Below are 21,390 nucleotides of genomic sequence, written 5' to 3'. Positions count from 1 at the left end.
AGTGGCTAAATCTAAAAAAAAGAACGAAGCCGATGGAGTAGAAGTTGGGGAGAAAAAGACAATCGGCTTTTTTCAAATTTTATTTGCATGGATTATTATACCGTTACTGTTTACAACAGCCGTCATATTAATCATAGCAAAAGTTGCGGATGTTAATGTCTTTAATCAAGCTGAAGAATGGACTTCAAAAATAACATTTCTTGAAGAAAAGGTGCCTGATGAGAATGTAGAGGGAGATTTGATTTTAGAAGAGCGAGTCGTTTCTTTGCAAGCAGAAATTCAAGAAAAAGAAGCGCAACTATTTGAAGTCCAAAACGAACTTATACAAGTGAAAGATTCAAATGAAACTTTAGAAATTGAAAAAGAGAAACTAAACGAAGAAATTGAAAAGCTGAAACTTCAGCAAAGTGAATCGAAGAGAGATTTCAAGGAAATTGTAACTACTTATGAACAAATGTCTGCCAAATCTGTTGCTCCCGTTATTACAAAAATGGGGGATGCAGAAGCAGTACAAATCTTATCCAGCTTAAAGCCTGCGACTTTGGCATCTATACTTGAGAAGATGTCACCAGAAGAAGCGGCTAAATATACTTCGATGTTGACAAAGTAGTATAATAATGGTTAAAGGAGGTGTTAATGTGAATTTAGGATCGTTGATGAGTATCGGTTCTCCTAGCATGCCGACCACTTCACCAGTTCCTTCAACAGGCAATACAGGTGCTACTGGATTTGGAAGTGTCTTTCGAAGTGTGATAGCATCTTCCGAATTTACCAATAGTGAGCCATCACTTAATGGAGGTGGCCAACTAACTCAATTGATGGCCGATATTACAAATGCCGAAACGTTAGAAGACCTAGCTAGTTTACTAGTACAGTTGAAACAAAGTGGACAAAAATTACCTGAAGTCAATCGTCAGAGCATGAAGACAATGGATACTGTTGAAGAGTCTATTGTGATTGCTCAAGATGAAGAACAGGATAAACCAATTATTCCTACAAAACATACAGAAGATGTGCTTCCGAAAATCTCAATTAATCTACAGGGGGCTATCGATTCCGAGTTACTTAACAAGGTGATAACAGATTCAGTAAGGGAAACTAAAAAAATTCCCGATTTACCTAATCTGCAGAAGTTTCCTAGTTTGCACCAATTAGCTTCCGTTAGTAGTGCAAATCCCGATAAACTAGTAGAGACAATTACGAGTGCACTAGAAGCTGTTGGAGTTACTAAAGAACAATTAGAACAAATACAAGCAACAGGAGATACTTGGTTTGTACTTGAAGTACTGTAAACATTGCCGCTAGAGAAAATTCAATTAGCAGTTCAGCGATTACCTGAAAAGGAAGTAGTTGAAATGACAGCACTGTTCAAAGCAGTTGAACTAGTAGCGCCTAAGATGGATCTCTATGGTAGGCAAGAAGAATTAGTGAAAACGATTCGACCTTTTTTGGGTCAATTTGCACCGAAGATAGAAGATACAGTAGTTCAGCTAGAAACAAAACAAACGATTCAGTTACCTACCGCCTTGCAGCATATGATCCGTTTTACTACCGAACAGCCAGCTGCTGATACTAAGAAACAGGAACGTCAGGCAAAACAAAATGAAACACCTTCTGTACAATCTGCTTTACCGCAGACGGAAAACAGACCCGTATTTCAGATGACGCAGCCGGTGAAAGTACCGGAAAGTCGAAGTGAAGCGTTAATGCGTGAATTTCAAGCGGTGTTGAATCGAGCAAATTTTGGACATACAAATGGTATGAACCGACTGTCGATTAAGTTGTACCCTGAACATTTAGGGCGAGTGCGCATTGAATTATTGGAAGTGAATGGTGTCATGACAGCTAGAATTTTGGCGTCGACTGCAATGGCACGTGAAATGCTAGATAGTCAAATGCATCAGTTGCGTCACGCGCTCAATCAGCAAAACTTGCAGGTTGACCGAATTGATCTATCACAGACGATTCAGGATCCATCAAAAAATGATCGTGAACAAGCATTTAACAAACAAAATGGACAACAAAAAGAGCAGTCAACTGAGCAGAATGATCAACAAGATGAACACGATATGACGTTTGAAGAATTTATGATTGAGCTGGAGGTGTAATCAGTGACGGGAAATATTAACTCAACGCCAGCGCAAAAAACTATTACAGATTCTATGTACTTGATTAACAAGCAACGTGATGAGCGCAAAACGGGACCAGGTACGATGGATAAAGATGCGTTCATGCAAATTTTAATTGCACAAATGGCCAATCAAGATCCTACCAACCCAATGAAAGACAATGAGTTCATTGCGCAAATGGCACAGTTTTCATCTCTTGAGCAGACGATGAACTTAGCGAAAGCGTTTGATCGATTCGCTGATGCACAAAACCAAAGTCAATTGATCCAGTACAATAGCTTTATTGGTAAAGATATCCGTTGGCATGAACTATCCGATAAAAAAGACGAAGAGGGTAAGCCGGTTATCAACGAAGGTTCTGGAACGATTCAGTCCATTAAATATATTGACGGATCCGTGATCTTTACATTAGCAGACGGTAAGGTATTATCGCCAGGCAATATTTCTGAAGTACTTGCGGACGGGACATCCGGAAGCATAAGTAGCCAATCGAACAGTCTAGTACAAGCCAGTATGTTAATTGGTAAAACAATAGGATACATAGATAGCGAAGAAGAGTTCACAGGGAAAGTCGTTTCGGTAACGAATAAAGAAGGTAAGCTACTCTATATTCTACAAGACGGAAGTAAAATCGAAGCTAACCAATTCACATCAATTAGCGAATAAAGGAATGGAGCGATGTCATGAATAAGATCACTGCCCATCGCATTCCATCGCAACCAATCCTAGGCCAAGGACAGATACTAGCACAACAGCAACGGCAGTCATTTCTTGAACATCTACAGCAAGCGACACAGCCTGAAAAACTAAAAATTAGTAAACATGCTAATGATCGTCTGCAAGAACGAGGCATTCAAATAACCGACGCTGAATGGGCACGCATCTCAGAGAAAGTAGACGAGGCAAAGAGGAAAGGAATCCGTGAATCGCTCGTATTGACCGAACAAGCTGCACTCATCGTCAGCGCGAAGAATTCAACCGTCATCACCGCGATGAACCGCATGGAAGCGAAAGATCAACTATTTACGAATATCGATGGAACAATACTACTCAGCTAAAAACGGCAGGACCTTAACAGGATGCCAACGCACCGCCGAACGATTGACGTGGTGCACTTTAAAACCGAGGGGGAAACAAACATATGATTCGCTCAATGTACTCAGGAATATCCGGATTAAAAAACTTTCAAACGAAACTAGATGTAATTGGTAATAATATTGCCAACGTTAATACGTATGGCTTTAAAAAGGGGCGCACGGTGTTTAAGGATTTGTATTCACAGAGCGTGGCTAGCGCTTCCGCGTCAGGGGACAATCGTGGTGGTATCAACCCGAAACAAGTTGGATTAGGTTCACAACTGGCAGCTATCGATACCATTCACTCGGGTGGTACCATGCAAACGACAGGAAATACACTAGACTTAGCAATTGAAGGAGATGGATTCTTTATCGTCGGTGAGGAAAGTGGAATAGAAAAGTTTTATACTAGAGGTGGAAACTTCTATTTAGACGAAACCGGTGTCATTGTCGATGGTGATGGAAAATTTCTGCTAGATATTGATGGAGCTAAAATTTCAGTTCCGTTAGATGCGACCTCACTTTCTATTGGACAAGATGGTACAGTCAATTATGTTGTAGATGGAGTTTTAAACCCAGACGGAGATCCAGTGCAGATAAGTGTAGCCAGATTTAATAACCCAGGTGGTTTAACTAAATTTGGCGGTAATATGTATCGAGAATCTGCAAACTCTGGAGCACCATCTGATGAATTAACGCCACTTGAAGGCGGTCGCGGTTCAATTAGATCAGGTTCCCTAGAAATGTCCAACGTCGACCTTTCCGAAGAATTTACGGAAATGATTGTAGCTCAACGTGGATTCCAGGCGAACACACGTATCATCACAACGTCCGATGAAATATTGCAAGAACTTGTGAACTTAAAACGATAAAAGCATAGATTAAAAAGGAGGGGCGGGCCGGCCTTGGCCTGGCTCTTACATATGATTAAAGTAACGCGATTGAATCGTACAACATTTACATTAAATGCGCTATACATAGAAAAGGTCGAGTCGTTTCCAGATACGACGATTACGTTGACGACAGGTTCAAAGTATATTGTCCTTGATACGGTTGAGGAAGTGCACAGCCGGATCATTGAATTTTATCAAGTGGTCCAATTGCTGTCAAATCCGCATATCCGGGGTGAAATAGATGAAGAATAAATTATTGACGATTTCATTAATTATTTTAGTAAGTATTACACTAATTGGTGTAGTGGCAGTGGTCCTTATTTTAAATTTCAATAAGGATAGTAACGCTTCTGGCAAAGGACCGAATATTGATGCGATCATTGAAGCATCAGTAGATATAGATGAAATCATAACGAACTTATCTGGTCGTAACTTTATCCGCCTGTCGTTAAAAATCCAAACCGATGGAAAAAAGGCTGCTGAGGAACTAAAAAAGCGAGATTTTCAAGTCAAAAACATGGTCATTCAGGAGGTTTCTGAGATGACGGTGAAAGATTTTGAAGGAAAAGCAGGAAAACAGCAATTTGAAAATACCATTAAAGCCCAGATCAATGAACTGATGCAAGATGGGGAAATACAGAAAGTATATATTGTCTCTTATATTATTCAGTGACGGCTTGTATGATTGCTAAGAGACGCTTATGCAAGCGGAGGTGGGCCCATGTCGGGAGATGTACTGTCACAAAATGAAATAGATGCGTTGCTGTCAGCATTATCTACGGGTGAGATGTCAGCGGAGGAAATGAAGAAAGAAGGAGGGGCCAGGAAAGTTCGTGCGTATGATTTTAAACGTGCATTGCGCTTTTCAAAAGACCAAATACGTAGTTTGACGCGAATTCATGAAAACTTTGCTAGATTGTTGACAACCTACTTATCTGCCCAATTGCGTACATATATTCAAATTAACGTTGTATCTGTTGATCAAATACCATTTGAGGAATTTCTCAGTTCCATTCCTAATATGACATTGATTAATATATTCGATGTATCCCCGCTGGAAGGGAATATTTTGATGGAAGTGAATCCGAATGTTGCTTATTCTATGCTCGAAAGGCTGATGGGCGGATTTGGTTCCAGTTCTGGAAAAGTGGACAATATGACGGAAATTGAGACGAAGATTTTAACGAAATTATTTGAACGTTCTTTTGATAACTTACGTGAGGCTTGGTCGGGATTGATCGATATTGATCCATATCTTGCGGAAATGGAAGTGAATCCTCAGTTTCTACAGATGATATCACCCAATGAAACGGTCATTGTCATCTCTTTTAATATCGTTATAGGCGAAACAAGCGGAATGATTAATATATGTATTCCACACGTCGTACTCGAACCGATTATTCCAAACCTATCCGTTCGTTACTGGATGCAAACCAACAAGAAAGAGCCAACCCCAGAACAGAGTGTATTATTAGAAAAGCATCTGAAACAAGTGTCGTTGCCTATTGTTGCGGAATTAGGTAAGGGAGAGATATCAGTTGAAGACTTCCTTTACCTACAAATAGGCGATGTCATTTCGTTAGACACACAAATTGAAGAACCACTGAAGATTCGTATAGGGGACACAACGAAATTCACGGCCCAGCCAGGTAAGATGCGAAATCGAATGGCTGTTCAAATATTGGAAACATTGTTGTCAGGAGGGAATGAGGATAATGAGTGATAATATTCTCTCACAAGAAGAAATTGAAGCATTATTGCGTGGCGAGATACTTGAATCGACGGAAGCATCAAAGTCAGAGCCCACAGAGATAAATATAAACGATTCCTTAACAGATATGGAACAAGATGCGCTTGGAGAAGTTGGGAATATTTCTTTCGGGAGTTCGGCAACTGCACTTTCTGCGTTGCTTGGACAAAAGGTGGATATTACGACACCCGCTTTAACACTGATCAATCGCGATGACCTAGATAAAGAGTTCACTCATCCGTATGTGGCTGTAAAAGTGGAATTTACGGAAGGCTTAAGTGGGACCAATTTACTTGTCATTCAGCAAAGTGACGCAGCAATTATTGCGGATCTAATGCTTGGTGGGGATGGAAAATCACCTAATAACGAGTTGGGGGAAATTCATCTAAGCGCGGTACAGGAAGCGATGAATCAAATGATGGGCTCTGCTGCTACATCCATGTCTACCATATTCAATAAAAAAGTAGATATCTCACCGCCAACTATTGATTTGATGGATATTCAGCTTGATCAAGGAACTGAACATATCCCAGCACATAACTTATTAATACGTGTATCGTTCAATTTAAAAGTAGGTGAATTGATTGATTCCAATCTTATGCAACTCTTCCCATTAGAATTTGGAAAAAGCTTAGTTTCATCTTTGATGGGAGAGGAAGAAGCTGCGACAGTTACAGAAATTCAACCAACACCTGCAGCACCTACACCGACTCCTGTAGCGCTACAGTCAGAGCCAGAATATCAACAGTCAGCACGACAACCACAACCAGCACAAGAACCATCCTATCAAGCACCACCGACTCCTAGGCCGACTCATCCGCAAGTACAAGTCCAACAAGCAGAGTTTGCCAATTTCCAAGCATCTAGCTTGAACAAAGAAGAATCTAATAATTTGAATATGCTACTTGATATACCACTTCAAGTAACAGTAGAATTAGGGCGTACAAAGCGTTCCGTAAAAGAAATACTGGAGATGTCAGGAGGTTCAATTATTGAGCTAGATAAGTTAGCTGGAGAACCAGTCGATATTCTAGTCAATCATCGTTATATTGCAAAAGGAGAGGTAGTAGTCATTGATGAAAACTTTGGTGTTCGTATTACGGATATCCTAAGTCAGAAGGATCGAATTAACAATTTACGATAAAAGATACTTGGAGGGATATAAATGGGTAAGAGAATTTTAGTAGTAGACGACGCAGCATTTATGCGAATGATGATTAAAGATATTTTAACGAAAAATAATTACGAAGTAGTCGGTGAAGCAGCTGATGGAATACAAGCAATTGAGAAATATAATGAGTTAAAACCCGATTTAGTGACAATGGATATTACGATGCCGGAAATGGATGGTATTTCTGCTTTAAAAGCAATTAAAGGTACACATCCCTCAGCAAAGATTATTATGTGCTCAGCGATGGGGCAACAGGCAATGGTAATTGATGCTATACAAGCAGGCGCGAAAGACTTTATCGTTAAGCCTTTCCAAGCTGACCGTGTTATTGAAGCAATTGACAAAGCGTTGGGATAAAGCGACTTATGAATGGAAAACTATTTACCAAATGGTTAATTGCACTTTTCTTATGTTTTTCCATTACTCCTCTTGCACATGCTGTAACAGATCCTAACATCAGTGTATCCGATTGCATTGGCAAAGGAGTAGATTGCGGTTCAAAAGGTTTGATTGTAGAAAAGTTAGATAATCCGGCAACCTCAGCGAATAACCCCGAAGATGTTGAGCCTACTGGTTTAACAGCTTGGGATTATGTTCGAACGCTTATAGCCTTTATATTCGTTATCGGTTTACTCCTTTGGTTACTTCGATTTATGAACAAGCGGAATCGTAATTTTAATCAACATCGTTTGATGACCAATTTAGGTGGAGTACCGCTAGGCCAACAGAAATCTATTCAATTAGTAAAAATGGGTAATCATTATTTTGTAGTAGGTGTGGGCGAAAACGTACAACTTCTACGTGAAATAGATGATCCGGATGAAATTGCTGACTTGCTCGCCCGTTATGACCAAGAAGATAGTGAAGTTCGAAAAGGGATCGTCTCCCAGCTATATGAACGCTTTTTTTCGAAAGCGGATTCCGCTGGTACTAAGGAAACGTCTGATTTTAGTACACTTTTCACATCTAAAATGGAAGAGATCAAAGCTGATCGTAAACAGCAGATGGATCGTTTTAAGGTGAAAGGGAGCGACCGGGATGGCTGATTTTCTGAATTCGTTCTCAAGTAGTGACCCAACTAATGTTTCCACATCCATAAAAATGCTACTGTTATTGACGGTCTTATCGCTTGCTCCTGCCATTTTGATTTTAATGACATCATTTGCGCGTATTATTATTGTGCTGTCATTTGTCAGGACCGCACTCGCTACTCAACAAATGCCTCCGAATCAGGTGCTTGTTGGACTAGCGTTGTTTTTGACTTTCTTCATTATGGCGCCTGTTTTAAGTCAGGTGAATGATGAAGCTTTAACACCATTATTTGATGGAGAAATCAGTTTGGATGAAGCGTATGAACGTGCGAGCGGACCATTTAAAGAGTTTATGAGTGAGCATACGAGACAAAAAGATTTAGAGTTATTTCTGCGCTACAATCAAATGGAAAGACCAGAGACGATTGAAGATATACCATTGACGATGATGGTCCCTGCATTTGCATTAAGTGAAATCAAGACCGCATTCCAAATGGGTTTTATGATTTTTATTCCGTTCTTGGTCATTGATATGATTGTTGCAAGTGTACTCATGTCGATGGGGATGATGATGCTACCACCAGTTATGATTTCATTACCATTTAAGATTTTATTGTTTGTCCTAGTAGATGGATGGTATTTGATCATCCAGTCATTGTTAGAAAGCTTTTAGGGAGGAATTTGAATGACGAGTGAGTTTGTAATTTCCATTGCTGAACGGTCGATTTGGGTGATACTACTCTCTTCAGGACCTCTCCTGATTGTCGCATTGCTGGCGGGTCTTGCTGTTAGTATATTTCAAGCCGCTACACAGATTCAGGAACAGACATTGGCGTTTGTGCCGAAAATTATAGCAGTCATGGTAGCTATAGTATTCTTTGGACCTTGGATGTTATCGCATGTAACAAATTACGCAAGCGAGATATTCTCTAATCTCTCCAGGTATATCGGGTGATGAAATGAATGATATCATTCCTTCATTGCCGGCATTTTTATTAATTTTGACGCGTATCACTTCATTTTTTGTTACGATACCGTTATTTTCCTATCGCTCCATTCCAGCGACGCAACGTTTGATATTCGCTGCGATACTTGCTTGGATGATGTCCTATTCAGTCGACATACCAACATTGAATATTGACGGTCAATATATCTTACTTGTAATAAAAGAAGCAATAGTCGGCTTGTCAATTGGCATTGCCGCCTTTATTATTATGTCTGCAATTCAAATGGCTGGTGGATTTATCGACTTCCAAATGGGATTCGCTATCGCAAACGTAATTGATCCGCAAACAGGTGCTCAGTCACCGTTACTTGGTCAATTCTTCAATTCCTTGGCAATGCTATTATTGCTTGCGATAAACGGCCATCATATGTTGCTTGATGGCATATTTTATAGCTATGAATTTGTACCAATTAACGAACTGTGGCCGCCATTTGCAGAAGAGAGGATGGCAGAATTTGTCGTTTTGACGTTCGCTAAAGCTTTTGCACTTGCTTTTCAAATGGCAATACCGGTTGTAGCTACTTTATTTCTTGTAGATTTAGCGCTCGGTATTACAGCAAGAACCGTTCCGCAATTAAATATCTTTGTCGTTGGTTTTCCAATAAAGATTGGTGTAAGTTTCATCGTCCTATTGACAATGGCCAGTGTGTTTATTGTGCTTATGAAAAAGTTGTTTGAAATCATGATTGTTTCGATGAGAGATTTGATGGTACTTCTAGGAGGGGGCTAAATTGTTACTAACGCTTGATTTACAATTTTTCGCAGGCGAGAAAACAGAGAAAGCCACCCCGAAAAAAAGACAAGATTCTCGTAAAAAAGGACAGGTTCTAAAAAGTCAGGACGTAACGAGTGCGATTGTGTTGCTCTCGGTATTTATTTTCATGTTTTTCGCTGCGGGACTTATGCTAGATAATTTCTTTGTGTTTTTTCGTGAATCCTTTACACATTTTATACCTATACATACGATGAACGAAGATCAAGTCATGTTAATTTATATGAGTATGATTAAACAAATGGCTGTTATTTTATTACCAATTATGATTGTAGCAGTACTTGCTAGTGTTGCTGCTAATTTACTGCAGTTTGGTTTACTGTTTACTGGTGAAACATTGAAGTTCGACCTTAAAAAGATTGATCCGATTAAAGGGTTAATGCGTATTTTTTCAATTAAGGCAATTGTGGAATTACTGAAATCAGTGTTAAAGATCTCTTTCATTGGCACAGTTACAACATTGGTCATTTGGATGAATTTTGGGGAAGTGCTGGATCTAGCGTTCAGTACACCGCAAATGACTTTACTTACGATTGCAAAATTGGTCGGGATGATGGGTATTATTGCATCACTCGTTTTACTTTTTATTTCAATACTAGACTTCTTATATCAAAAGTTTGACTATGAAAAAAACCTTAAAATGTCTAAACAAGACATTAAGGATGAATATAAAAATATGGATGGTGATCCATTGATTAAATCGAAAATTAAGCAACGGCAGCGTGAAATGGCGATGCGTCGAATGATGTCAGAAGTTCCGCAAGCGGATGTTGTCATTACGAATCCAACGCACTTTGCAATTGCTTTAAAATACGATGAAGAACAAATGGATTCACCCATTGTTGTAGCGAAAGGTGCGGATTTCGTTGCGCAAAAGATCAAGTTAATTGCGAAAGAGCATAAGGTTGTAATGGTGGAAAATCGACCGCTTGCTCGTTCAATGTATGACCAAGTGGAAGTAGGAGATCGTATTCCTGAAGATTTCTTCAAGACGGTCGCAGAAATCTTGGCATACGTCTATCGTATTCAGCGAAAAATATAAGTGAAATAAGAAAGTAGGGGTAGGATGCAGTTTAAAGACATTGGAGTACTTGCAGCGGTTATTATGATCATTGCAATGCTCGTAATCCCTTTACCCCCTTGGCTATTAAGTTTTTTTATCATAATTAATATTACACTCGGTTTAATGGTTCTATTGACAGCAATGAATATGCAGGAAGCCTTACAGTTCTCCATTTTCCCTTCATTATTACTATTACTAACATTATTCCGACTAGGCCTTAACGTATCGACAACGCGTGCGATTCTTTCTGAAGGAAATGCAGGAGGGGTAGTAGATACTTTCGGTACGTTCGTAACCGGTGGGAACATTGTTGTTGGATTAGTTGTCTTTGTTATTTTAATTATTATTCAATTTATTGTAATTACAAAAGGTTCGGAACGAGTTTCTGAAGTTGCGGCTCGATTTACATTAGACGCGATGCCAGGAAAGCAAATGAGTATTGATGCTGATTTGAACGCAGGAATGATTTCAGACACAGAAGCAAAGGCACGGCGTGAAAAAGTTAGCAATGAGGCAGACTTCTACGGTGCAATGGACGGTGCAACAAAGTTCGTTAAAGGAGATGCGATTGCTGGTATCATCATCGTCATGATTAACTTACTTGTAGGAATGATTATCGGTGTAGTTCAAATGGGTTTACCGTTCGCTGAAGCCGCAACTCAATTTTCTACTCTAACAGTAGGTGATGGTATTGTTTCACAAATTCCAGCGCTTCTTATCTCCACAGCTACAGGTATCGTTGTGACACGTGCAGCGTCTGAAGGGAATTTAGGAACGGATATTACGAATCAATTACTGGGACAACCTAAGTTACTATATGTAGCGTCTATCACCATTTTATTGCTTGGCTTAGCTACACCTATTAATGATATTTTAACGATTCCGATTGCTGCAGCACTTGCTACAGGAGCCTTTATGATGTCTCGCAAATCAGAAGAGGATCCTGTAGAACTACTCGAGATGGAACAAGATGTTGAGACAGAAGGCTTGAAACGACCCGAAAATGTCATTGATTTATTGAATATCGATCCCATTGAATTTGAGTTTGGCTATGGTTTGATTCCGCTTGTAGATGCAACGCAAGGGGGCGACCTGTTAGATCGCGTAGTAATGATCAGGCGGCAGCTAGCAATCGAACTCGGTTTAGTTATTCCGGTAGTTCGAATTCGAGATAATATTCAGCTTCAGCCGAATGAATATCGGATTAAAATTAAAGGTAATGAAATGGCTCGTGGCGACCTATTATTAGATCACTATTTAGCGATGAGTCCAGGGGGTGAAGATTTAGTGGAAGGTATCGATACGATTGAACCTTCATTTGGACTTCCGGCAAAATGGATTACAGAAGAAGTGAAAGAAGACGCTGAAATTATGGGCTATACGGTCGTTGATCCACCAAGTGTAGTTTCCACACACATGACAGAGGTTATTCGTGCACATGCGGCAGACTTACTTGGACGTCAAGAGACAAAACAACTAGTCGATCATGTTCATGAGACATATCCAATTTTAGTGGATGAATTAACACCAACACCATTATCTATAGGTGAAATCCAAAAAGTACTTGCTAAGTTGTTAAGCGAACAAGTTTCTATTCGGAATTTGTCCATCATTTTTGAAACGCTTGCGGATTATTCTAAGTACACTTCTGATGTAGATGTCTTGACTGAATATGTTCGACAATCACTGGCAAAACAAATTACAGGTCAATATGTAAATGGTAATGATGCCTTGAAAGTATTAACGGTTTCAGGAAAAATTGAGAAACTAATCTCAGATAGTATTCAACAAACAGAACAAGGGAACTTCTTATCTATAGATCCAGCACAGTCACAATCGATCTTGGAACGTATTGCACAAGAAGTCGAGCGTGTAGCTCTACTAGATCAAGCGCCAATCATCTTATGTTCACCAGCAATTCGAATGTATTTGAGACAAATCACAGAGCGTTATTTCTCACAAATACCTATCCTGTCTTATAATGAGCTCGAAGCATCCGTAGAAGTCCAAAGTGTAGGGGTGGTGGATATTTAAATGAAGATGAAAAAATATACAGCTTCTACTATGGTAGAGGCGATGAAAAAAGTGCGTGATGATTTTGGCGATGATGCAGTCATACTTAGCTCACAAGTGATGAAGAGTAAAGGGTTTTTCGGCTTATTTCAAAAACGATTTGTAGAAGTAGTTGCAGGTTTTGATAAACAGAGCGAAAAAAAATCCTACGAGTCAACGGTACATTCTGTAACTCACGCTGCAGCAGTAGCGGAGACAACAGAACAACTGCAAAGTGAGATTCGAGAAATCAAAAAATGGATTAAAGAGATACATAAAAATGATCAGACGTTTGAAAAATATCCTGATGAATTACTACCTCTGCTCAATAAACTTCGGAACCAGGGGCTTTCACATGAATATATAGTGCAAATAGGCGACATAATCTTCGAAAGAATGAAACGCGATAAGATAGATTTCATTGAAAGTGAACAAATTGAGATTATGAGAAAATGGTTTTTAGACAAACTACAAGATCTGCCATTAGGTGGAGTTTCTTATAAGAAAAAATTCATCAATGTTTTAGGTCCTACAGGTGTAGGTAAGACGACTACTATTGCTAAAATTGCAGCTCGTGCATTACTTGAAGAAAAGAAGAAAATAGGTTTTATTACGACTGATACTTATCGTATAGCAGCAATTGAACAATTGCGCACCTATGCTAATTTGCTTCAGGCTCCTGTAGAAGTTGCTTATAATGAATCAGACTTTCGAGTAGCAATTGAAAAATTGAAAGATCGGGACCTTGTGTTCATTGATACAGCAGGTCGTAATTACAAAGAAGCTAAATTCGTTGAAGATTTAAAAAAACTAGTAGACTTTTCATTGGAGATGGAAACATTTCTTGTATTGTCCACTACATCCAAAGAACAAGACATGGATATTATTATAGAGCGTTTCGAAAAGTTTCCTATTGAAAAGTTTATCTTTACTAAAACAGATGAAACTAATTCTGTCGGTGCAATGATCAATCTTATGCTGAAGTACAATATCGGAATGGCTTATTATACAGATGGCCAGGAAGTGCCAGAAGACATTACGGAAGCAGATTACGAAAAAGTATTTTCTCTATTATTGGCAGGTGATCCACATGCATGATCAGGCTGAAGCATTGCGTTTGAGAATGTTAAAATGTCAAGGGAAAACGGCACAGTCCGCTGCCATTATTAGTGGGAAAGGCGGGGTAGGTAAGTCTAACTTTACCGCCAATTTCTCCTATTCATTACTAGCAAAAGGTAAGAAAGTCTTGATTGTAGACATGGACATCGGTATGGGCAATATTCACATTTTGTTTGGTGCCACACCGAACTATAGTTTAAAAGATTACTTGAATGCTTCTCAAGGCATATATGAAGTCATTACACCGGTAGAAGAAGGATTAGCATTTATTGCGGGAGGTTCTGGTTTAGAAACCGTGGTAGAGTGGTCTAAACCAATGTTCGATCGATGGATAGATGGTTTCTCCGTATTACAGACCGATTATGATGTGATTTTATTCGATATGGGTGCTGGTGCAACTAAAAGTTCCATTGATTTAATACTAGCAGTGGATGAAATTATTTTGATATCTACTCCGGAACCTACATCAATTACAGATGCTTACTCCATGATGAAATTCATCTGTATGCAAGAGGCAGGAAAAACTTTTCATATTGTTAACAATCGAGTAATGAAAGAAGAAGAAGGAAGAGATTCAGTTGCTCGCTTGCAATTAGCGATGCGAAAGTTTCTCTCTACTGAAACGAATATTTTAGGTTTTTTACCCGATGATTTACATGTAAGAAATGCTGTAATTGCCCAAACACCATTTGTGAAAATGTATCCAAATGCACAAATTAGTAAACGAATGAAAGATATCACAGAAACATATTTACTTGGTGAACAGCCAGGCACTTCAATAGAAACTTCTGGATTCTTAGATAAAATAAAAAATATTTTTCAGAAGGGGCGTGGCTGACGTGCTGGCTAGCAGGAAAAAGAGAGTCCTTGTCGTAGATGATTCAGCATTTATGCGGAAATTGATTTCTGACATGTTGAATAAACATCCTATGATGGAAATTGTCGGAATAGCCAGAAATGGAAAGGATTCAGTAGAGAAAGTTCGAGATCTTCAGCCGGACGTAGTCACCATGGATATTGAAATGCCTATAATGGACGGTTTGGAAGCGTTGAAAGAAATAATGACCAATAATCCTGTACCCGTTGTCATTTTATCAAGTACTACAAAACATAATACCGAAAACGCTCTACTAGCAATTGAATATGGTGCAGTTGACATCATTGCAAAACCAGGTGGTGCGATTTCGTTAAATCTTCATGAAATTGAGAAAGAAATCGTGGAAAAAGTATTCGCGGCATCTAACGTTGGAATTAACATGTTGACCAGAAAAATTACATCTTCAACACAACATACAATATTACCGGTGAAAAAAAGAGAAATTCAAGATGGGAGTAGACCAGATATAGGATCGACTCCCAATTCGTCAAGCTTTTCTAAAAGTATAGTAAAATGTACTAAAACGTTTGTTATAATAGGTACATCGACAGGGGGTCCGCGGGCCTTACAAGAAGTGATCACTCGGCTTCCGGCAGATTTCCCCTGCCCGATTTTAATTGTTCAGCATATGCCACCAGGTTTTACAAAGTCACTAGCTGAACGACTAAATGGATTAAGTGAAATCGCAGTCAAAGAAGCGGAACATAGCGAAATGATACAGAATGGTACAGCCTATATTGCGCCGGGTGGGCTACATATGACGTTTGAGAAAACAGTAGTGGGTTATCAAATTGTACTAGATAGCAAAGCGTCCCCGCGTTCTGGACATCGTCCTGCAGTCAATATGTTATTGGAATCTGCAGCAACGCATAAAGAGTTGGATTATATTACGGTCATCATGACAGGTATGGGCTACGATGGGAAAGAAGGAATGGAATTATTGAGATCGTCATGTAAGACAGTCACTATAGCGGAATCTAATAATACGGCAGTTGTTTATGGAATGCCTAAAGCTATCATAGATGCTGGCCTCTGCGATCAGGTGAAAGATGTGCAGCAGATTGCAGATGCTATATTGGGAAATTTGAAGTAACTAGGGGGCTTTACAGTGGATATAAAACAGTATTTGGATATGTTCATCGAAGAGAGTAAAGAACACTTGCAAGCTTGTAATGAACAGTTGCTAGCGTTAGAAAACAATCCAGATGACTTAGCAATCGTCAATGAGATATTCCGGGCAGCCCATACGTTAAAAGGAATGTCAGCTACGATGGGTTACGAAGATATAGCGGACTTGACACATAAAATGGAGAATGTCCTTGATGCGATTCGAAATGCTAAAATCAGTGTGACGACAGAAATCTTAGACGTCGTTTTTGAAGCTGCGGATGACCTCGAACTAATGGTGCTAGATATCGAAGCGGGCGGAGACGGTAAAAAAGATATCAGTAAACTAGTCGACATGCTGAACCGAATCGAAGTGGGACAGCCACTTGACTTAGTAGAGGGATCCACTGCTGCAACAACTGAAGAGGCGCCGATAGAAGTGGTTGCTTCTGCGGATATTTATTATGATGAATTTGAATTAACAGTAATCTCGCAGTCTTCAGAACAAGGTTTTAATGCACTAGAGATCACTATTCAATTACGTGAAGATTGCTTGTTAAAAGTAGCGCGGGTATTCATGACATTTGAGGTTTTAGAAAAGTCCGGTGAAGTAATTAAGACAGTACCAACTGTAGAAAAACTCGAAAATGAAGAATTTGATCAAAACTTTACGATTGTTCTACTAACACATGAAGACGCTGAAGAATTGAAAGCGAAGGTCATGAAAGTTTCTGAAATAGAAAATGTACATATTACGCATATTACGGATGATTATGTGGAAAAATATAAACAAACTGAACTTCAAAAAGGAGACGTTCAACCAGAAGAAACACCACAACAAAATGTACTTTCTGTAAAAAGTGAAAAACCTAAAGAAACGCCAAAAGAAGCAAGTAAAATGATAAAAGCTTCATCATCTACTTCCAATAAAACGATTCGTGTAAACATTGACCGGCTAGATATCTTGATGAACTTGTTTGAAGAACTTGTCATTGATCGTGGACGTCTTCAATCTATTGCAAGTGAATTGCATAACCCAGAACTCAATGAATCGGTAGAAAGAATGACAAGAGTATCAAGTGATTTGCAAAACATTATTTTAAATATGCGAATGGTACCAGTGGAAACTGTATTTAATCGTTTTCCGAAAATGGTTCGTCAATTAGCACGTGATTTAAATAAAAAAGTAAACTTAGAAATTATAGGAGCTGAAACGGAACTCGATCGTACCGTAATCGATGAAATCGGTGATCCGCTAGTTCACTTAATTCGAAATGCATTGGATCATGGAATTGAAAATCCAGAAGAACGTATGGCAAAAGGCAAGCCAGAAGAAGGTACTGTCACGCTACGTGCCTATCACTCGGGTAATCATGTATTCATAGAATTAGAAGATGATGGCGCCGGGGTTAATCGTGAACGCGTAATAGGTAAGGCTATTGAAAAAGGTATTGTGACAGAAGAAGCTGCAGTTGTTTTATCCAATAAACAAGTTGCTGAATTGATTCTGGCGTCTGGCTTTTCAACGGCTACATCAATCACAGATGTATCGGGTCGCGGAGTAGGGTTAGATGTAGTGAAAAACACGATTGAGTCCCTTGGAGGCCATATTTCTATCGATTCAACAGAAGGAAAAGGATCATTATTTCAAGTGCAATTACCACTGACACTGTCTATTATTTCTGTCTTGTTAGTAGAACTAGATCAAGAAATATATGCAATTCCTCTTTCGTCGATTATAGAAACGGCAATTATTCAAAAGTCCGATATTCTAAATGCGCATAACCAACCAGTTATTGACTTTAGGGGAACGATTATACCGCTAGTCGATTTAAAAGAAATATTTGAAATGGATAATAGCGCAACCGAAAATGATAATTTCCACTCAATTGTTATTGTACGAAAAGGTGAGAGTTTAGCAGGCCTAGTCGTAGATTCATTTATAGGTCAACAAGAAATTGTATTGAAGTCTTTAGGAAATTACTTACAAAGTGTCTTTGCAATTTCTGGTGCTACAATTCTTGGAAATGGTCAAGTCGCACTAATTGTTGACTGCAATGCTCTGATTAAATAATTGAGGTGACGAAACGTATGACAAATGTTAGTGAAGTTAGCGAAATAAAAGTGATCGTCTTCCAACTGATGAATAAAGAATATGCAATTGAATTGAATGTAGTTGAATCGATCGAGAAATCTTTATCGATTACTCGTGTTCCGAGGATGCCTTCATATGTAAAAGGTGTGCTGAATCTTCGCGGTGTCGTGACGCCTATTGTAGATTTACGTGAACGTTTGGATATGGAACCAAAAGATTTTGACGAGTCAAGTTGTATCATTATCGTTTCGCATGCAGATTCAGAAGTGGGTTTAATCGTAGATGATGCGAATGACGTAATGGATGTGCCTACCAGTGTCATAGGACCGCAGCCAGAAGTTGTTGGCTCTGTAGAATCAGAATTTATTTCGGGTGTAGCGAAAGTCGAACAACGATTGCTCGTTATGTTGAATTTGGAAAAGGTTCTGCAACCAATCAAGAAGGTGAATGCAGATGAATTCTAACCACGATATTACTGAGATGCATTTGGATGTATTAAGGGAAATTGGTAATATAGGGGCAGCCCATGCGGCTACCTCTTTATCACAACTTCTTGAACATAAAATTGATATGCGTGTACCGAAAGTCGCACTAGTTACTTTTGATGAAATGTTTGAACTGGCAGGCGGTACAGAGAAAGTTGTTGCTGGCATCTTTTTGCGGATTGAGGGGGATTTAACAGGAAGTATGTTTTTTGTACTGACGATTGAATCAGCCACGCAGTTCATTCGTAAATTGACTGGAGATAAAGAGTTTGAATTTGCTGCTGTTGAGGAATTGGGTATGGGTGTGTCTGCGTTACAAGAATTAGGAAATATTCTTTCCGGATCGTACTTATCCGCATTATCTGATTTTACTTCATTAAAAATCTATCCAACCGTCCCTTCTTTAAGTGTGGATATGGTGGGTGCAATTGTTAGTTTTGGTTTGATTGAAGTGTCACAGTATAGTGATGAAGTCATCGTGATTGAAACCGAAATTTTGCAAGAAGGGGAACAAGGCATCTCGAGTTTAGCGGGACATTTCTTCTTATTACCCGACCCGCTATCGTACCGCACAATCTTCAGTTCATTAGGTGTATTGTAAATGCATAATACACAAACTGTAATACGTGTAGGTATCGCTGATATGAATATTGCTAATGCACCACAAACCATTCGTACGTCAGGGCTGGGTTCTTGTGTAGGTGTAGTATTATATGATTCTACAAAAAAGATTGCAGGCATGGTCCATGTCATGTTGCCGGATAGCCAGTTAGGTAAATCCAAACAATTTAATGTCGCTAAATTTGCGGATACTGGAATTCATGCCATGCTTGAAATGCTGAAATCACAAGGAGTTCGTCCGTTCAGTATTAAGGCGAAAATTGCAGGTGGTGCTCAAATGTTTCAATTTGGTTCGGGTGACACGATTCGTATTGGCCCACGTAATGTAGAAGCTGTTAAACAAGAGCTGAAAAGATATTCGATTCAACTTGTTGCAGAAGACACAGGAGGTTCGAGTGGTAGAACGATTGAATTCGATCCGGAAACTAGCATTCTCCACGTCCGAACAGTAAACGCAGGCACTCAGGAACTATAGCGCGATACAACGAGGCGGCTAATTCATTAGTCGCCTCGTTGTATGGAGATTTGTTATACTAGAAGATGAGAGATTAATAGTAGATATATGGAGCTGACAGGAAAGGCGTGAATTCGATGACAAAACAAGATACAACTGAACGGCATCAGTGGAAGTTATGGCTCGAAGACCGTGATCCTTACGCAGGTGACACCCTAGTCCGAATGTATACACCTTTAGTGAATTATCATGTCCAACGAATTAGTGCAGGATTACCGAAAAATGTTTCGCGTGATGAGATAAAATCACTCGGCTATCAAGGGCTTTTCGATGCTCTGATCAAATTTGATCCAACGAGAGATTTAAAATTTGATACATATGCTTCCTTCAGAATTCGAGGAACGATTATAGATGGATTGCGAAAAGAGGATTGGTTATCACGTTCCTCAAGGGAAAGAACGAAAAAAATGGATGAAGAAGTTAGTAAGCTCGAACAAACCTATTTACGGACTGTGACACCAGAGGAAGTAGCCAGTCACTTGGGTATAACAACCGATGAAGTGTATCAAACCGTACATGAACAATACTTTGCCAATGTGTTGTCTATCGATGAAAAAATGAATGAAGACGATGAACAGAGTGATCAAACATTTGTCTTGCGCGATGATCAAACTAAAACACCGGAACAACTAACTGTGAAAGATGAATTGATCAGTGAGCTAGTAATGAAGATTAAAGAGTTAAATGAAAATGAACAACTTGTCCTTAGCTTGTTTTATCAAGAAGACATGACGCTTACAGAAATAGGGGAGATTTTAAGTTTATCGACATCGAGAATTTCGCAAATTCATTCGAAGGCATTATTTAAACTGCGATCGTTGCTTGCGGCTGAAATTACGGACGGAGGAATTTTATGAGTGTAAAAAGTATTGAACTTCAAATCGCCATTCCTAAAACGTTCGAGGCGGGTAAAATAGCAGAACAAAAGCAACAACAATCCCAAATTAATCAGCAACATGCAAATGCATTAACAGAAAAGCAAGCACTGAAAAATAAAGAGTCCGTTTTGGAGTCAGCCCCATACGCGAAATTGGATGCTGATGACAAACAACCAAATGATCCATCTGAACAAAAAAAGAAAAACAGCAGAAAGAGCAACAGCGAGTCGAGCATCCGTTCAAAGGCACGCTTGTCGACTGTAGTGGGTGAAGCGATATGGGAATCATACTGGCACTTTTATTCATCTTACAAATTATTAGTTTCATGGTCATCACGTTATTGTTCATGAAAATTTCTAGGTTCAATAACTTGGAGAAAAAACAGCAACACCTTATGCAAGAAATGGATCAATCGGTGATGGCCTATTTAACTGAAATTAAAGAAGAAAATGATCGTCTGATAAAGCGATTGAATGAGGTACCTGTTCCGAAGACAGTAGTCAAATCGTCTATTGAGAAAACGGAAACAACCCCTGGACCAGAAAAAATCCAACAAAAAACACAATCAATCCCTATGAATTTTGCTTTGCGATCTTATCAAAAAGCAGTCTCGCCTAAACAAGATAACGAACCGCTAAATGATCATCAACAAGTCAAGCAGCTATATAAAGACGGGAACTCGGTGCAGGAAATTGCGAAAAAACTCGGAAAAGGTCAGACTGAAATTGAATTGATATTAAAATTCGACTAA

Annotated in this window: 27 protein-coding genes; all 27 read left to right on the top strand. The window is 39.2% G+C overall.

The window, feature by feature from the left end; translation table 11 throughout:
* Position 1: 1 nt before the first annotated feature.
* The 27 genes from CSV79_RS00715 (at position 2) to CSV79_RS00585 (ending at position 21,390) form a co-directional block, all read left to right on the top strand.
* Positions 2-610 carry a MotE family protein gene (locus tag CSV79_RS00715; protein WP_099687115.1) on the top strand — a complete coding sequence of 203 codons (609 nt, stop codon included), beginning with the start codon at positions 2-4 and terminating at the stop codon, positions 608-610.
* A 28-nt stretch (positions 611-638) separates the two neighbouring features.
* Entirely contained in the window at positions 639-1,292 is a 654-nt protein-coding gene (locus tag CSV79_RS00710; RefSeq protein ID WP_099687114.1) for a hypothetical protein, read from the top strand.
* 3 nt (positions 1,293-1,295) lie between these two features.
* Positions 1,296-2,108, top strand: coding sequence for a flagellar hook-length control protein FliK (locus CSV79_RS00705; RefSeq protein WP_099687113.1), 813 nt, complete (start codon positions 1,296-1,298; stop codon positions 2,106-2,108).
* Positions 2,109-2,111: 3 nt separating this feature from the next.
* The gene (locus tag CSV79_RS00700; protein ID WP_233201329.1) at positions 2,112-2,795 is read left to right on the top strand and encodes a flagellar hook capping FlgD N-terminal domain-containing protein; all 684 of its coding nucleotides are present in this window, start codon (positions 2,112-2,114) and stop codon (positions 2,793-2,795) included.
* Between the two features lie 17 nt (positions 2,796-2,812).
* The gene (locus tag CSV79_RS00695) at positions 2,813-3,187 is read left to right on the top strand and encodes a TIGR02530 family flagellar biosynthesis protein (RefSeq protein ID WP_099687112.1); all 375 of its coding nucleotides are present in this window, start codon (positions 2,813-2,815) and stop codon (positions 3,185-3,187) included.
* An 83-nt stretch (positions 3,188-3,270) separates the two neighbouring features.
* Positions 3,271-4,077: a flagellar basal body rod protein FlgG gene (flgG, locus tag CSV79_RS00690; protein ID WP_099687111.1), complete on the top strand. Its 807-nt coding sequence runs from the start codon at positions 3,271-3,273 to the stop codon at positions 4,075-4,077.
* 51 nt (positions 4,078-4,128) lie between these two features.
* Positions 4,129-4,350 carry a flagellar FlbD family protein gene (locus tag CSV79_RS00685; RefSeq protein ID WP_099687221.1) on the top strand — a complete coding sequence of 74 codons (222 nt, stop codon included), beginning with the start codon at positions 4,129-4,131 and terminating at the stop codon, positions 4,348-4,350.
* Positions 4,340-4,771, top strand: coding sequence for a flagellar basal body-associated protein FliL (fliL, locus tag CSV79_RS00680; RefSeq protein WP_099687110.1), 432 nt, complete (start codon positions 4,340-4,342; stop codon positions 4,769-4,771). Before CSV79_RS00685 ends, fliL begins: the two co-directional genes overlap by 11 nt.
* A 48-nt stretch (positions 4,772-4,819) precedes the next feature.
* The gene (gene fliM / locus CSV79_RS00675; RefSeq protein WP_099687109.1) at positions 4,820-5,821 is read left to right on the top strand and encodes a flagellar motor switch protein FliM; all 1,002 of its coding nucleotides are present in this window, start codon (positions 4,820-4,822) and stop codon (positions 5,819-5,821) included.
* Entirely contained in the window at positions 5,814-6,992 is a 1,179-nt protein-coding gene (gene fliY, locus CSV79_RS00670; protein ID WP_099687108.1) for a flagellar motor switch phosphatase FliY, read from the top strand. The genes fliM and fliY overlap by 8 nt, the downstream gene beginning before the upstream one ends.
* 21 nt (positions 6,993-7,013) lie before the next feature.
* Complete coding sequence (locus tag CSV79_RS00665) at positions 7,014-7,376, top strand: response regulator (protein ID WP_099687107.1); 363 nt, start codon at positions 7,014-7,016, stop codon at positions 7,374-7,376.
* Between the two features lie 8 nt (positions 7,377-7,384).
* Positions 7,385-8,065: a flagellar biosynthetic protein FliO gene (locus CSV79_RS00660; RefSeq protein WP_099687106.1), complete on the top strand. Its 681-nt coding sequence runs from the start codon at positions 7,385-7,387 to the stop codon at positions 8,063-8,065.
* A complete protein-coding gene (gene fliP, locus CSV79_RS00655) occupies positions 8,058-8,723 on the top strand; it encodes a flagellar type III secretion system pore protein FliP (RefSeq protein ID WP_099687105.1) in 666 nt (221 codons plus the stop codon). Before CSV79_RS00660 ends, fliP begins: the two co-directional genes overlap by 8 nt.
* Before the next feature lie 12 nt (positions 8,724-8,735).
* A complete protein-coding gene (gene fliQ, locus CSV79_RS00650; RefSeq protein WP_099687104.1) occupies positions 8,736-9,005 on the top strand; it encodes a flagellar biosynthesis protein FliQ in 270 nt (89 codons plus the stop codon).
* A 4-nt stretch (positions 9,006-9,009) separates the two neighbouring features.
* The gene (gene fliR / locus CSV79_RS00645) at positions 9,010-9,786 is read left to right on the top strand and encodes a flagellar biosynthetic protein FliR (RefSeq protein ID WP_099687103.1); all 777 of its coding nucleotides are present in this window, start codon (positions 9,010-9,012) and stop codon (positions 9,784-9,786) included.
* Position 9,787: 1 nt separating this feature from the next.
* A complete protein-coding gene (flhB, locus tag CSV79_RS00640; RefSeq protein WP_099687102.1) occupies positions 9,788-10,870 on the top strand; it encodes a flagellar biosynthesis protein FlhB in 1,083 nt (360 codons plus the stop codon).
* A gap of 24 nt (positions 10,871-10,894) precedes the next feature.
* The gene (gene flhA, locus CSV79_RS00635; RefSeq protein ID WP_099687101.1) at positions 10,895-12,925 is read left to right on the top strand and encodes a flagellar biosynthesis protein FlhA; all 2,031 of its coding nucleotides are present in this window, start codon (positions 10,895-10,897) and stop codon (positions 12,923-12,925) included.
* Complete coding sequence (gene flhF, locus CSV79_RS00630; protein WP_099687100.1) at positions 12,926-14,041, top strand: flagellar biosynthesis GTPase FlhF; 1,116 nt, start codon at positions 12,926-12,928, stop codon at positions 14,039-14,041.
* Complete coding sequence (locus tag CSV79_RS00625; RefSeq protein WP_099687099.1) at positions 14,034-14,900, top strand: MinD/ParA family protein; 867 nt, start codon at positions 14,034-14,036, stop codon at positions 14,898-14,900. Before flhF ends, CSV79_RS00625 begins: the two co-directional genes overlap by 8 nt.
* A complete protein-coding gene (locus tag CSV79_RS00620; protein WP_199171843.1) occupies positions 14,893-16,032 on the top strand; it encodes a protein-glutamate methylesterase/protein-glutamine glutaminase in 1,140 nt (379 codons plus the stop codon). The genes CSV79_RS00625 and CSV79_RS00620 overlap by 8 nt, the downstream gene beginning before the upstream one ends.
* 15 nt (positions 16,033-16,047) lie before the next feature.
* Positions 16,048-18,120 carry a chemotaxis protein CheA gene (locus tag CSV79_RS00615; protein ID WP_099687097.1) on the top strand — a complete coding sequence of 691 codons (2,073 nt, stop codon included), beginning with the start codon at positions 16,048-16,050 and terminating at the stop codon, positions 18,118-18,120.
* 17 nt (positions 18,121-18,137) lie between these two features.
* Positions 18,138-18,605 carry a chemotaxis protein CheW gene (locus tag CSV79_RS00610; RefSeq protein WP_099687096.1) on the top strand — a complete coding sequence of 156 codons (468 nt, stop codon included), beginning with the start codon at positions 18,138-18,140 and terminating at the stop codon, positions 18,603-18,605.
* The gene (locus CSV79_RS00605) at positions 18,595-19,227 is read left to right on the top strand and encodes a chemotaxis protein CheC (RefSeq protein ID WP_099687095.1); all 633 of its coding nucleotides are present in this window, start codon (positions 18,595-18,597) and stop codon (positions 19,225-19,227) included. The genes CSV79_RS00610 and CSV79_RS00605 overlap by 11 nt, the downstream gene beginning before the upstream one ends.
* Positions 19,228-19,722 carry a chemotaxis protein CheD gene (locus CSV79_RS00600; protein ID WP_099687094.1) on the top strand — a complete coding sequence of 165 codons (495 nt, stop codon included), beginning with the start codon at positions 19,228-19,230 and terminating at the stop codon, positions 19,720-19,722.
* 116 nt (positions 19,723-19,838) lie between these two features.
* On the top strand, positions 19,839-20,618 hold the full coding sequence (locus CSV79_RS00595; protein ID WP_099687093.1) for a FliA/WhiG family RNA polymerase sigma factor: 780 nt from the start codon (positions 19,839-19,841) through the stop codon (positions 20,616-20,618).
* Positions 20,615-20,989: a hypothetical protein gene (locus CSV79_RS00590; RefSeq protein ID WP_233201328.1), complete on the top strand. Its 375-nt coding sequence runs from the start codon at positions 20,615-20,617 to the stop codon at positions 20,987-20,989. The genes CSV79_RS00595 and CSV79_RS00590 overlap by 4 nt, the downstream gene beginning before the upstream one ends.
* Positions 20,917-21,390, top strand: a complete 474-nt coding sequence (locus CSV79_RS00585; RefSeq protein ID WP_099687092.1) for a DUF6115 domain-containing protein — start codon at positions 20,917-20,919, stop codon at positions 21,388-21,390. Before CSV79_RS00590 ends, CSV79_RS00585 begins: the two co-directional genes overlap by 73 nt.

The organism is Sporosarcina sp. P13, from assembly GCF_002743055.1.
In the GTDB taxonomy this organism is placed as follows: Bacteria; Bacillota; Bacilli; order Bacillales_A; family Planococcaceae; genus Sporosarcina.
Note: the sequence above shows the minus strand (reverse complement) of the source record. Positions and strands in the feature narration are given on the sequence as shown.